This is a genomic window from Streptococcus oralis subsp. oralis, from assembly GCF_002096445.1.
Lineage (GTDB): Bacteria > Bacillota > Bacilli > Lactobacillales > Streptococcaceae > Streptococcus > Streptococcus oralis_N.
On the sequence record NZ_NCUK01000013.1, the window covers coordinates 1,048,631 to 1,061,905 of the forward strand.

The 13,275-nt window shown below is 42.0% G+C and carries 18 protein-coding genes; all 18 read right to left on the reverse strand.

All coding sequences use genetic code 11. The features are described 5' to 3' along the window. Nucleotides 1-9 precede the first annotated feature (9 nt). Complete coding sequence (gene pstB / locus B7721_RS08500; protein WP_000049851.1) at nt 10-813, reverse strand: phosphate ABC transporter ATP-binding protein PstB; 804 nt, start codon at nt 811-813, stop codon at nt 10-12. 10 nt (nt 814-823) lie between these two features. Continuing rightward, nucleotides 824-1,708, reverse strand: coding sequence for a phosphate ABC transporter permease PstA (gene pstA / locus B7721_RS08505; RefSeq protein WP_084878584.1), 885 nt, complete (start codon nt 1,706-1,708; stop codon nt 824-826). Then, nucleotides 1,698-2,615, reverse strand: coding sequence for a phosphate ABC transporter permease subunit PstC (gene pstC / locus B7721_RS08510; RefSeq protein WP_001070951.1), 918 nt, complete (start codon nt 2,613-2,615; stop codon nt 1,698-1,700). The genes pstA and pstC overlap by 11 nt, the downstream gene beginning before the upstream one ends. Continuing rightward, nucleotides 2,615-3,493, reverse strand: a complete 879-nt coding sequence (locus tag B7721_RS08515) for a phosphate ABC transporter substrate-binding protein PstS (protein ID WP_084878586.1) — start codon at nt 3,491-3,493, stop codon at nt 2,615-2,617. The genes pstC and B7721_RS08515 overlap by 1 nt, the downstream gene beginning before the upstream one ends. A gap of 210 nt (nt 3,494-3,703) precedes the next feature. Further along, on the reverse strand, nt 3,704-5,008 hold the full coding sequence (locus tag B7721_RS08520; RefSeq protein WP_084878588.1) for an RsmF rRNA methyltransferase first C-terminal domain-containing protein: 1,305 nt from the start codon (nt 5,006-5,008) through the stop codon (nt 3,704-3,706). Next, nucleotides 5,009-5,782, reverse strand: a complete 774-nt coding sequence (locus B7721_RS08525; RefSeq protein WP_084878590.1) for an inositol monophosphatase family protein — start codon at nt 5,780-5,782, stop codon at nt 5,009-5,011. It abuts the gene before it with no gap. Next, nucleotides 5,772-6,050, reverse strand: coding sequence for a UPF0223 family protein (locus B7721_RS08530; protein ID WP_049505535.1), 279 nt, complete (start codon nt 6,048-6,050; stop codon nt 5,772-5,774). The genes B7721_RS08525 and B7721_RS08530 overlap by 11 nt, the downstream gene beginning before the upstream one ends. Beyond that, complete coding sequence (locus B7721_RS08535; protein WP_000631261.1) at nt 6,051-6,452, reverse strand: Spx/MgsR family RNA polymerase-binding regulatory protein; 402 nt, start codon at nt 6,450-6,452, stop codon at nt 6,051-6,053. It lies immediately after the preceding gene. Between the two features lie 220 nt (nt 6,453-6,672). Then, nucleotides 6,673-7,290 carry a TIGR01906 family membrane protein gene (locus B7721_RS08545; RefSeq protein WP_084878592.1) on the reverse strand — a complete coding sequence of 206 codons (618 nt, stop codon included), beginning with the start codon at nt 7,288-7,290 and terminating at the stop codon, nt 6,673-6,675. Further along, nucleotides 7,280-8,053 carry a TIGR01457 family HAD-type hydrolase gene (locus tag B7721_RS08550; protein WP_084878594.1) on the reverse strand — a complete coding sequence of 258 codons (774 nt, stop codon included), beginning with the start codon at nt 8,051-8,053 and terminating at the stop codon, nt 7,280-7,282. Before B7721_RS08550 ends, B7721_RS08545 begins: the two co-directional genes overlap by 11 nt. 10 nt (nt 8,054-8,063) lie before the next feature. Next, nucleotides 8,064-8,801, reverse strand: coding sequence for an acyl-[acyl-carrier-protein] thioesterase (locus tag B7721_RS08555; RefSeq protein ID WP_084878596.1), 738 nt, complete (start codon nt 8,799-8,801; stop codon nt 8,064-8,066). A gap of 4 nt (nt 8,802-8,805) precedes the next feature. Further along, nucleotides 8,806-9,936, reverse strand: coding sequence for a radical SAM family heme chaperone HemW (gene hemW / locus B7721_RS08560; protein ID WP_084878598.1), 1,131 nt, complete (start codon nt 9,934-9,936; stop codon nt 8,806-8,808). Nucleotides 9,937-10,009: 73 nt separating this feature from the next. After that, a complete protein-coding gene (locus tag B7721_RS08565; RefSeq protein WP_000517390.1) occupies nt 10,010-10,408 on the reverse strand; it encodes a YtxH domain-containing protein in 399 nt (132 codons plus the stop codon). A 15-nt stretch (nt 10,409-10,423) separates the two neighbouring features. Then, nucleotides 10,424-10,807, reverse strand: a complete 384-nt coding sequence (locus tag B7721_RS08570; RefSeq protein ID WP_084878600.1) for a DUF948 domain-containing protein — start codon at nt 10,805-10,807, stop codon at nt 10,424-10,426. Continuing rightward, nucleotides 10,808-11,596 (reverse strand): prolipoprotein diacylglyceryl transferase, encoded by a 789-nt coding sequence (gene lgt, locus B7721_RS08575; protein WP_084878602.1) that lies wholly within the window; start codon nt 11,594-11,596, stop codon nt 10,808-10,810. Then, on the reverse strand, nt 11,589-12,524 hold the full coding sequence (gene hprK / locus B7721_RS08580) for an HPr(Ser) kinase/phosphatase (RefSeq protein ID WP_162283486.1): 936 nt from the start codon (nt 12,522-12,524) through the stop codon (nt 11,589-11,591). The genes lgt and hprK overlap by 8 nt, the downstream gene beginning before the upstream one ends. Nucleotides 12,525-12,654: 130 nt before the next feature. Further along, a complete protein-coding gene (gene rpsU, locus B7721_RS08585) occupies nt 12,655-12,831 on the reverse strand; it encodes a 30S ribosomal protein S21 (RefSeq protein ID WP_000048054.1) in 177 nt (58 codons plus the stop codon). Between the two features lie 115 nt (nt 12,832-12,946). After that, complete coding sequence (locus tag B7721_RS08590; RefSeq protein ID WP_084878606.1) at nt 12,947-13,264, reverse strand: hypothetical protein; 318 nt, start codon at nt 13,262-13,264, stop codon at nt 12,947-12,949. Between the last annotated feature and the right edge of the window lie 11 nt (nt 13,265-13,275).

The following is a 13,275-nucleotide window of genomic DNA, read 5'->3' on the forward strand; positions in this document are numbered from 1 at the left end:
GTTTCCTTTCTAACCAAAGTGTCCCGTTACATAGTCATTGGTTGACTGTAACTTGGCATTTTGGAAAATATTGGATGTCTTATCGTACTCAATCAAATCACCCAAGTAGAAAAATCCAGTGTAGTCACTTGCACGCGCTGCCTGCTGCATACTGTGGGTAACGATGATGATGGTAAAGTCTTTCTTCAATTCCAACATAGTCTCTTCCAGCTGGGCTGTCGCAATCGGATCCAAGGCTGACGCTGGCTCATCCATCAAGAGGATGTCTGGCTTGACAGAGATGGCGCGAGCGATACAGAGACGTTGTTGCTGTCCACCAGAGAGCATCAAGGCTGATTTGTGGAGGTCGTCTTTGACCTGATCCCAAAGGGCAGCCTGTCTTAGAGAGGTTTCTACAATTTCGTCAAGGACTTTCTTGTCTTTAACACCTGCACGTTCATGAGCAAAAGTGATGTTGCGGTAAATAGACTTGGCAAATGGATTTGGACGTTGAAAGACCATTCCGATATGCTTGCGCATCTCATAGACATTGATTTCTGGACGGTTGACATCAATCCCTCGGTAGAGGATTTGACCTGTGACCTTGGCAATATCAATGGTATCATTCATCCGATTGAGACTGCGAAGATAAGTAGATTTCCCTGATCCAGAAGGGCCAATCAAGGCTGTAATTTTATTTTTTTCAAATTGCATATCGATGCCCTTGATGGATTCATTTTTACCATAGTAAACATGTAAATCCTTAGTAGAGAGGGCCACTTTTTCTTCAGGGAAAGTGATGATATGCTTTTCATCCCAGTTATATTTTGACATGGCTTCTCCTTTAGGCAGCGGTTAATTTCTTGTGTAAATAGCTTCCGAGTTTGCGTGCCCCAAAGTTAAAAATCAAGATAAAGATGAGGAGCACTGCGGCAGAACCAGCAGATACAATGGTAGCATCAGGAATGGTTCCTTCACTGTTGACCTTCCAGATGTGGACAGCCAGGGTTTCTGCTTGTCGGAAGATTGAGATAGGACCGGTAACACTGAGGATATTCCAGTTAGACCAGTCAAGGGCTGGAGCGGATTGTCCTGCCGTATAGATAAGAGCGGCGGCCTCACCAAAGATTCGGCCAGAGGCCAAGACAACACCCGTTACGATACCTGGAAGGGCTTCTGGAATGACGACATGGACCACAGTCTCCCAACGAGAGATACCAAGAGCCAGACCAGCCTCACGTTGTGTATGGTGAACGTGTTTTAAACTGTCCTCAACATTTCGAGTCATCTGAGGAAGGTTAAAGACTGTCAAGGCCAAGGCACCTGAAATGATTGAAAATCCATACTCAAACTGGACTACAAAGATCAAGTAACCAAAGAGACCCACAACGACTGATGGTAGAGAAGACAAAATCTCAATACAGGTACGAATAAAATTAGTCACAGGTCCTTTTTTGGCATACTCAGCGAGGAAAACACCAGCTCCCATAGATAGGGGAACAGAAATGATCAAGGTAATGACCAAAAGGAAGAAGGAATTGTAGAGCTGAATCCCGATACCCCCACCTGCTTGATAAGAGGAAGATTTCCCTGTCAAGAAGGACCAAGAGATATGCGGTAACCCTCTCACCAAGATATAGAGAATCAAGGATGCCAAGATGGCAACGATGATACCCGCGATGGTATAGAGGACAGCTGTTGCAAGTTTATCTAATTTCTTAGCGTGCATAGTTTTTCTTTCCTCTTTCTTTCGTAATCAATTTAATCACACTGTTAAAGGCCAAACTCATTAAGAGCAAGACTAAGGCCAGTGACCAGAGAACGTTATTATCAACCGTTCCCATGACGGTATTTCCGATACCCATAGTCAAAACAGAAGTCAAGGTCGCAGCTGGTGTTGTTAGCGAGGTTGGGATAACTGCTGAGTTTCCGACAACCATCTGAATAGCAAGGGCTTCACCGAAGGCACGCGCCATCCCAAAGACCACTGCAGTAAAAATACCTGAACGTGCTGCTTTCAAGGTCACACGCCAGATGGTTTGCCAACGAGTGGCTCCCATAGCCAAACTGGCTTCACGGTAATGACGAGGAACAGCACGCAAGCTGTCTGTTGTCATAAAGGTTACAGTTGGTAGGATCATGACAAAAAGAACGAAAATCCCTGACAAGATCCCAAAACCAGTTCCACCAAAGACGCTACGAACAAAAGGCACCACAACTTGCAAACCGATAAATCCATAGACGACTGAAGGAATACCGACGAGGAGTTCAATGGCCGGTTGCAAAATCTTTGCACCCTTTGGTGATACTTCTGTCATAAAGACTGCAGCTCCGATAGCGAAGGGAGTTGCGATGAGGGCCGATAAAATCGTCACAATAAAGGAACCCAAAATCATTGGAAGGGCACCAAATTGTTTCCCTGAAGGATTCCAAGTTTGTCCAAAGAGGAAATCAAAGATGTTGACCCCATTGACAAAGAAGGTCGACAAGCCTTTTTGGGCTACAAAAATCAAAATCATGGCCACAATGATAACGATCAAAGAAAGGCAGGTGAAGGTCAAACCTTTACCAAACTTCTCAAGGCGAGAGTTCTTTGAAGGAGAGAGTAATTTTTTAGATAATTCTTCTTGATTCATTATTGACCTCCTTCTACTGCTGTAACGGTACCTGAAGCATCCTTTTGGACTTTCATTTCATTGATGGAGATATAGCCCATTCCCTTAACAATTCCATTTTGGGCTTCATCTGAGAGGACGAAGTTCAGGAATTCAGCAGCTAACTCATTAGGTTGACCAAGTGTGTACATATGTTCATAAGACCACAAAGGCCAGTTATTGGTCGTTACATTTTCAGACGTAGGTTCATACCCATTCAGTTTCATGCTTTTCACGGAGTCATCTACATAGGCAAAAGCCAAGTAAGAAATGGCTCCAGGGGTTTGGGATACAATCGACTTGACCATCCCGTTAGAATCCTGTTCTTGGCTCTGCATTGCCGATTGGCCATTCATAACGACCGTATCAAACGTCGCTCGTGAACCAGAACTTGCTGCTCGGTTGATGATTGAAATGGCCAGGTCTTTGCCCCCAACTTCTTTCCAGTTGGTCACTTCACCTGTAAAGATCTTACGAAGTTGCTCGGTTGTGAGATTTTCAACATCCACTTCTTTGTTTACAATCACTGCAAGACCAGCCACTGCAACCTTGTGGTCTACTAGGGCTGAAGCATCGATTCCTTCTTTTTCCTCTGCAAAGACGTCAGAGTTCCCGATGTCAACTGCTCCAGACTGGACTTGGGAAAGTCCTGTACCCGATCCTCCACCTTGAACATTAACTGTTTTTCCGATGTTTCTAGAACCGAATTCATCTGCTGCCGCTTCGACAAGAGGCTGAAGAGCAGTTGAACCAACGGCTGTCATGGATTCTCCACGATCAATCCAGCTAGCGCATCCTGCTAGAGAACTTGCCATCAAAAGAGCTGCAAGAGACATGACGAGCTTTTTTCTTTTTTTCACTGTTATTCTCCTTGAACATGATGATAAATGTTCTGATTTCTTCCGTTTGTCCTGATCATCCAATTATCATCAATGATTGTACCGCTTTATTTTATCTTGACATTCTTAGGAGCGGACAATTCCATCGTATAATATAAGTAATAATGAAAGACTATCAGAAAAAACTCATACTTCCACTATAACATAGAATAGGCTCTTTGACTAGCTTTTTCACCTGAATCTGAGCCCTTTTGGATAATAATTTTTCAAAACATTACCCGTTACCTTGGCAAAGCCTAGTCCGTTTCCTTGAACCACAACTTGGTACCAGCCATTTGGTCGATCTTCAGACAATTGAACAGTCTCACCAGCCACATATTTTACAAAGTCCTCATCATTGATTTCGACACTTTGTTTTACTTGACTTGGTTTCAAGGCTAATCCCAGAGCAAAGCTTGGTTCGAAGCGTTTCTTTTTAAAAGTCCCCAGATGAAGTCCATTTCTAGCAATTTTGAGTTTCCCTAGATCAGGTAGCATCTCGGGCAGGAGATAGAGTTGATCTCCAAAAGTCTGCAAGATACCAGTTAGATTGACCCGTAAGTGTTTTTGGGCAAATTCTTGCCACAAAGCCAGTTGCTCACGACTGAGATTGCTCTTGGTAGCCTTGAATTTAGGTGCTGGATTTTGTCCCTTAAACTGCAAGTGGGAAACAAACTGGCCTTCTCCCTTGAAATGATGAGGATACATCCGCGCCGTTTCAGGAAAATCAATTCCTGCTACCATACCGTTCACGTGCTCGACTGGAAGCAGTTCAAAATCATAAGTATCCAGCAACCAGTGGACGATTTCTTCATTTTCCTCTGGTGCCCAAGTACAGGTCGAATAGACCAGACGGCCACCCTCAGCAAGCATGGTCACTGCATCTTCTAAAATTTCTCTTTGGAGACTAGCACATTGGTTAGGATAATCGGTACTCCAATAATCCATGGCATCGGGCTGCTTACGAAACATCCCTTCACCCGAGCAAGGTGCATCAAGGACAATCACATCAAAGTAACCTTTAAAAACCTTGGCCAAGCGGTCAGCAGATTCATTAGTCACAACAACGTTTGTCGCTCCAAATCGCTCCATATTTTCCACTAAAATCTTAGCACGCTTGCTTGAAATTTCGTTGGAGACAAGGATACCTTGATTAGCCAGATAAGCTGCTAGTTGAGTGGATTTTCCACCTGGTGCTGCAGCCAAGTCCAAGACCTTCATACCAGGACTTGGTTGAGCTACCTGAGCCACCATTTGGGCTGCAGGCTCTTGCGAATAAACGAGACCTGTCGCGTGCTCTGGTGACTTCCCTGAGACCTTGCCATAATACCCCCAAGGTGTATTGGGAATAGCATCTGCAAACGATAACTGACTTTCTTTTAAGGGATTGACCCGAAAAGCCGAAACTGCTTCTTGTTTAAAAGAGGCAAGAAAGTCTCTTGCCTCATCTTCTAGTATCGCTTCATATTTTTCAACAAATCCTTCTGGAAATTGCATTTAGTTCTCTTTCCTTTCGTAGATATAAGACTGAATCACTTCTTGCATCTCGATTGGCACCATCATGACAGGCTGACGCGTTTTAAAATCAGCGGGCTCACCTGATACTGTAAGAAGACGATAACCCAGACTTTCCCCTAAGATACTGGCCGCAGCGTAATCCCATGGTTGCAAGTAGGTAATATAAGTCAGAAGACGACCCGATAAAACCTTGGCAAAACTAATGGCCGCACTGCCGTATACACGGACTCCCAACGCTGCTCGACCCAAATCCGCCAAGCCCCACTCATTGCTTTCAAACATACCTGAGTTACCGGCAACTAAAAATTCTTGAAGAGGTTTCTTTTTAAAAGGCGGTAAGGGCTCATTATTGCGGCAAGGAGGAAAGGCACCACCACCATGGTAACAATCACCTTTCATGACATCATAGATGACACCAAATTTGCCCACACCATTCTCAAAATAAGCCAACATCACGGCAAAATCTTCCTGCTGGGCGACAAAGTTATTGGTACCGTCAATGGGATCAATCACCCAAACAGAACCTTGACCTACTGCAGCACGTAAACAGCCCTCTTCCGCGCAAATCAAGTCCTCAGGGTAGGTGGACTTGATCCGTTCAACCAAGAGTTCCTGGACCTCCTTGTCCAAACGCGTCACCAAGTCTGTAGGCGAAGACTTGCGCTCAACCTGCAAATCTTCTTTCATGTGAGCCAAAATATAGGCAGCAGCTTCCTGCACAATCTGTTTGGCAAATTCAAATTTAGTTTCCAAGAGAAATCTTCCCTTCTCTTTTTTCTTTTGCTAATTGAACCGCATGATAGCAGGAATAACCGCTAGCCGTCTCAAATTCGCGACCTAAACGTTTTTCTTCACTTTTGCTTGGAACCACAGACTTAAATTTCTTGTAAGATTCTAGCAGTTTTTTTGCTTCAACCTTATCTTCATAAGCAGCTTCAACATCATTAAAAAAAGAAAGCACTGAAGCAAGTTCTTCAGTGCTCCACGACAAATCTAGTGGGTAACTATACTGTTTGTTCATCTATCCAATACCAGCTCTCAATGTTGCTTCTTTCAATTCTTGTTTACGGTAACTACGAGGGAGAAAAGCACGAATCTCATCTTCATTAAAACCGATTTGCATGCGTTTGGTATCTATAATAATTGGGCGACGCAAAAGACTAGGATATTGCTCAATCAACTGAAGCAACTCCGATACCGAGATACTCTCTACATCAATATCCAATTTTTGAAAAATTTTTGAACGAGTTGAAATGATGTCATCAGTACCATTTTCGGTCAAGGAAAGAATATGTTGTAATTCTTTTCTTGTTAAAGGACTAGTCATAATATTATGCTCTTGAAAGGGCACTTTATGCGTCTCTAACCAAGCCTTTGCCTTACGACATGATGTACAACTCGGTGATAAAAATAGTGTAATCATGCTTTTCTCTTCTTTTATCTATACTTACTATTTCTATTATACAAAAAAATAAAGCGCTTGACTAGGTATTTTTAGAAAAAAAGCCTATTTTTTCATAGAAAATAGACTGTTTTCTGCAAAAATCTCCTGCTTTACAAGTTTATCTTTAGGATAACCTAAAAATAAATAGGGAGTGGAGCAACTTCTCTCGTTTTTTATTAAAAATACAGAACTTTTTCCACTATTTCCTTGAAGCTTTAACAAAAAGGAAACCAAACATTCCTTCATACAAAGCAAAGAAAAGTAAAAAGGCATGGAGAAAGAAAGTCTCTGGCAAAATCCAAATAACGGGATCCTTTGCTGGATCAAAAAGCCAGGTATCATCTCCCACAAAGAGAATCTGATGGAAAAGAGTAAAGAATTGCTCAAAACCAATCAACACCCCTACAAGGCCAATGACTAGAGGCAATAGTACTAGAGCTAGGATACTTTTACGATATAGGGGCAAAAAGCCTTTTTTTACAATCTTTCTAACAAAGAAATAGAAACTTGGAAGTGTCACTAGGGCAACTAGCTGAACCAAGTGGAAGAGATTCTTCACCACCGCAAAGTGGTGTAGACCTGCTGCTGATGAACGAAAATCTGGCATCTCTAAGACCTGACTAAAGGGATTGGTCAGGTAATTCATCAAGATATGAAAATTGTACTGAATGGTTTCTGGCTTTAGATAGACTCGATCCGCTAAGTTCAGCCACTCAATTTCCAAAGGATAGAAAATCCATGCAAGATAAATGGTCAGTAGGATAGAAAGGGAGAGGAGAAAGAGCATACTTCCCCAAAAGGTCAGTTTAGTTTTCATCAAAATTCCACTCCGCAAGGCTAGAAACTACATGAGTTGGTGCAATTGGCAGGTCCGGCACTTCTTCTGCCTTGGTAAAACCTGTTGTCACCAAGAGCGTTGGAATGCCATTGTCAATGCCTGCTCGAATATCCGTCAGATAGTTGTCCCCAACCATGAGCAAGTCTTCTCGATCCAAGCCCAAGTGCTGAACTGCCTTATCCATAATGATCGCATTTGGTTTTCCGATATAAACTGGTTTGACCCGTGTTGCTACTTCAAGAAGTGTAATTAGTGAACCAGCACCAGGCAAAAGACCACGTTCCGTTGGAATATTAAGGTCTGGATTGGTTCCGATAAAGTGAGCCCCCTTTTGAATGGCTAGAGTTGCTGTGGCAAATTTTTCATAGTCAACTTGCCAGTCCAGTCCAACGACCACATAGGCTGGATTTTCCTTGTCTTCGACATAACCAGCCGCCTCAATAGCATCCTTGAGCCCAGCTTCTCCGATGACATAGACTGTCTTTTCCAGTCCCAAGTCGTTCATATAGTCGATGGTTGCCAAAGTCGCTGTATAGACAGTTGATAGAGGCATATTAATGTTAAAATTCTGAGCCAACATCTCTTGAACACTCTCTGGAGTTCGGGTTGTATTGTTGGTTACAAAGAGATAAGGAATTTCACGCTTTTGCAGTTCATGCACAAAAGCCTCTCCTGCCGGGATTCTGTCTTTCCCCTTGTAAATGGTTCCGTCTAAATCAATTAAATAACCTTTATAAGCCATATCGTCCTTTCTAATTGCCTTCAATTTCTTGCCAAGTAATCATAGCTTGGGCATTGATCTCGCCATCACTGATAATCTCATGCTTGCTTTCTAGTCCCTTGAGTTCATAAGTTGAGGCAATCATGCCACCTGGTCGCACTTCTTTTACATATTTGAGATTGATTTTCTTTGGAATATACTTGGTCAGAAAGTCTGCTCCCATGACCTCAAAAATCCAATCCAGGTATTTGCTGTTATTAACATGACCATTCATATCCAAGTCGTAAAAACGAACATGGTAGTCTTTACTGATCGGGTCTTCTAGGTTAGCATACTTTGGCCCACGGATGAGTTTTTTATCAAACTCAGACTGGTAAGGCGCAACAATTTCCGGTTCGACAGCATGAACTTTACGACTGTCCCTGTCCATGAGAACAAAGGTTGCTACCATGCGAATGATTTCTTGACCTGCTTCATCATAGAGAGTGAAACGACGGTAGCAAAAAAGACGATTGTAAGTCAATGCTTCTGTTTCAATCGTAATCTCTTCAGCAAAGCGAGGCAAGCGAACCACGTCAATCGCATAGTCTGTAATAATCCAGACCAGATTGTAACGTTCTAACATATCCTTGTCACTAACTCCCAGTTCGATCGACTGCATACCTGATACTTGCAAGGACAGCAAAATCACATCTGGAAGTTTGATATGACCGTTCATGTCCGCCATATCAAAAGGAATTTTCATTTTCATTTGATAAGTTAAGCCCATTGTTCTACTCCAAAATAAATCGTTCTGCTACAGTGTCTCCCAAGAAGAGACCCCTCTTTGTCATTCGGACACGATCACCGTCGATCTGCATAAGTCCTTGTTGAACCAAATCTCTGATGATTTCGCCATAAAGTCCATCAAAGGATCGTCCAAATTTTTCCTCAAATCGCGCCATAGAAACCCCGGATTTTTTCCGGAGGCCTAGGAACATTTCTTCTTCCATCTGCTCCTTTTGAGTCAGGTTTTCTTCTGTTATCCGTGCATCTCCTGCCTCTACTGCATTGAGATAGTGGCGGATAGGACCGTGGTTTTTATAGCGCACCCCGTTCACATAACCTGAAGCACCCGCACCGATACCATAATATTCAGCATTGTCCCAGTACATGAGATTATGGCGACTTTCAAAGCCTGGTTTGGAGAAATTCGAAATCTCATAATGCTCAAAACCAGCTCGCTCAAGCTCTGAAATGATGTACTCAAACATCTCCGCTTCTAACTCTTCCTTGGGTAGGGGCAACTTCCCTCGTCGCATGCGGTTCATAAAGACCGTATGATTTTCCAAAATCAAGCTATAAAGGCTCATATGAGGAATATCAAGCGAGATAGCCTTAGCCACATTGTCCTTGACCTGAGCCATAGTTTGACCTGGAAGAGCATAGATTAGATCAATGGAGATATTGTCAAAACCAGCCAGTTTGAGACGGTCGATATTCTCATAAATATCCTTCTCCAAGTGACTACGCCCGATCTTTTTCAGCATTTTGTTATCAAAAGTCTGCACACCTAAGGAAACACGATTGACTGGCGACTGTTTCAAAACCGCAATCTTATCCGCGTCCAAATCGCCTGGATTGGCCTCAATAGTCAACTCTTCCAAGACAGACAAGTCTAGATTTTTAGTCAAGCCATCTAAGAGCAACTCTAATTGCGGAGCGGACAGAGCTGTTGGCGTCCCACCTCCAATATAGAGAGTTCGCAACTTTTGGATATCATAAGAATGGAACTCCTCTAGCAGATGCTCCAGGTAACTATCTACTGGTTGATTCTTGATAAATACTTTTGAAAAGTCACAATAATAACAAATCTGTGTACAAAAGGGAATATGCACATAGGCGGACGTTGGTTTTTTCTGCATAGTATTTATTATACCACAAAGACAGACTTGCAGATAAAAATCACCATCTCCAAAAACCAGAGATGGTGATACCTTATACTTCAGTAATATCGATGATGATTTCTTCTTGGTCTTCAGCGACGTCTGGAGTTGCTGACTGTTCTTGCCATTGCTCCTTGAGATTGTTAAAGGTTTCCTTGGATGCTTCCGTCGCTTGTCGAGCACAGTTTTTAGCTTGGTCAAGGACACTATCAAAAGTGATTTCACCAGATTCTACTTGTTCCTTTGTTTTCAGAACAAAGTCCGTTGCCTGTTCCTTCACTTCAGTTAGTTTCTCACAAACCTGCTCTCTAGCATACTCTGGATCTTCTCTCAAATCATCTAGAAAATCCTGAGCTTGACTACAAACTTGCTTACCCTTGTCACTCGTCAAAAACAAAGCAAGAGCAGCACCTGAAACTGTTCCTAAAAGGATAGAGGATAGTTTTCCCATAAGATTTCTCCTTTTTTATTTTTTGAAAAATTTACTTGCGACACGAAGAGCGGACAAGCTTGCACCTGTTTTAATGGTCTTTGAACCAGCAGATGAAGCCTTTTTACCTAAAACACGTGCATGTTGGTTGAGATCAGATACTGACTCAGATAAGTCAGCCACAGCCGTAAAAAGTGGATCAATCGTCGCAACTTTGACATTAATATCGTCTGCTAACACATTGACCTTAACCAACAATTCATTGGTCTGATGCAAGGTAACGTTCACATCTGAGCTCAATGTTTTGATGGTTTTCTCTGTCTCATCAATCATACGACCGACTTTTTGAATCGTGATTGTCAAATAGACTAAACAGACAATCAAAGCAATCGCAACAAGAATATATGCAACTTCTAACATTTATTTTTCCTCCTCTGTATGATAGAACGGAGCTTTCTTTCGATTTTGATAAAGTATGATAAAAATACCGAGTCCGATAAGGATAACTGATAACCACTGGGAAACTCGTAGACCAAAGAACATGAGACTATCTGTCCGCATCCCTTCGATGATCATACGACCAAAACCATACCAAATCAAGTATAAAGCAGTGATCTGACCGCGTCTGATTCCCTTTAATTTTCGTCTAAAAATCAAGATTAAAGCAAAACCAATCAGATTCCAAACCGACTCGTATAGGAAGGTCGGCTGACGATAGCTCCCCTCAATGTACATCTGATCACGGATAAAGCCCGGCAAATAATCCAGACTATCTACCGCTGCACCGTAGGCTTCTTGGTTAAAGAAGTTCCCCCAGCGTCCTAAACTCTGGGCAACCATGACGCTCGGTGCTGCAATATCTAAGAAATCCCAAGTATTAATCAGCTTTCTATCTGCAAAGATATAAAGAACAATAGCCCCTGCTATCAAACCTCCATAAATGGCCAAACCACCATTCCAGATAGCGATGATTTCACCTGGATTTTGCAGATAATAATCTAAGCGAAAGAGTACGTAGTATAATCTAGCACCTAAAATAGCAACTGGGAAAGCAATTAGGATAAAATCCAAAATATCATCTGATAGAATTTTCTTTTTGGGAGCTTCTTTCATGGCAAGGTAGACAGCCAAGACCAATCCGGCCACAATACACAAAGCATACCAACGAATGGAAAAAGGACCGATTTCAAATGCAACTGGATTAATCATCTTTCACCTCATTTTGAGCGATCAGACTTGTCAAGCGTTCTTCAAATAAACGTGTCGCATCAAAGCCCATTTCCTTAGCACGGTAGTTCATGGCTGCCGCCTCAATAACAACAGAGATATTGCGTCCTGTTTTTACTGGGATGCGGATACGCGGAATCGTTACACCAGAAACTTCGAGTTCTTCGGCATTGTTTCCAAGACGGTCAAAGGTCTTATGGGTATCATAATTTTCCAAGTAAACAGCCAACTGAACTTGTGAAGAATCTTTTACAGCACTTGCTCCGTAGAGACTCATCACGTCAATAATACCCACTCCACGAATCTCAAGTAAATGCTTCAATATTTCAGCGGGCTCTCCCCAAAGGGTCATTTCATCCTTGGCAAAGATATCTACACGGTCGTCTGCTACCAAACGGTGTCCACGTTTCACAAGTTCAAGGCCTGTCTCGCTCTTACCGATACCACTATCCCCTTGGATCAAGACACCCATGCCATAGATGTCCATCAAGACACCATGCACACTCGTACGTTCAGCCAAACGGGAATCAAGGTAGCTAGATAACTCTCCAGATAAACGACTAGTTGATGTTCGACTGGTCAAAATCGCAATCTTACATTCCCTAGCAGCCCTCAACATTTCTTCTGGCACTACCAAGCCACGAGCAACGATAACCGCAGGTGTTTCAGGTAGAAACATTTTCTTCAAAACTTGATAACGGTTATGGGCAGGCATAGCGACCAAATAGGACCACTCCTTCATCCCTAACAGTTGAATCCGTTCTGGAGTATAGTAATCAAAATAGCCCGTCATTTCAAGACCAGGTCTCATAATGTCCGCAGTATTGATTTCCTTTTCAAGCAATTCGCCTTCACCATAGACAATATCTAGTCTGAGCTTTTCAATGACTTCTCTTACTAAAACCGACATAATTTCCTCCTTCAATCGAGTTCTCCTTACTATTATATCAAATTGTAGGAGGAAGTTTTCTTTTTTTGCAGGAATTACAGTATTTATTTGAAAATAAAAAGACTAGACAAGTCTAGCCTTTCATTTCAAATTAGAATTTTTTACGTTTACGAGCTGCTTCTGATTTACGTTTACGTTTTACAGAAGGTTTTTCATAGAATTCACGTTTGCGTGTTTCTTGAAGAGTACCAGCTTTAGTAACCGCACGTTTGAAACGACGAAGTGCATCGTCAAGAGATTCATTCTTACGTACTACTGTTTTAGACATTTTTTTCACTCCCTTCAAGTTCAAGATCTATTCTATTTTACATGCAAAATGAATAAATGTCAAGAGAAAACTCGAAATTATTACCTTTTCCCTATGTATAAATTACACATCTCATCTACTCTAAATCATATTCATACAAATTTTCCACAGCATGTTCGAAAGGCTCAAGATATCCCCAGTAATCAATAGGAAGATTCGAAATCTTACTCAAGTCATTGTTATCAAAATGGTAAACAAGGTGACGAAGGATTTGCTGTTCAATAAAATGAAGATCCCTTAATAACTCTATACTTATAGAATCCAACTTCTCTATATAATGACACAAATCAGCTAGAGACTGCTTATCAAATACGTTTTCTTCGTGTAAATAATAGAGAAAGCTTTGGTTATCCGCTCGTATATTGTCTTTGATCAAATTATTTTCTAATAGCATACTTTCATTCT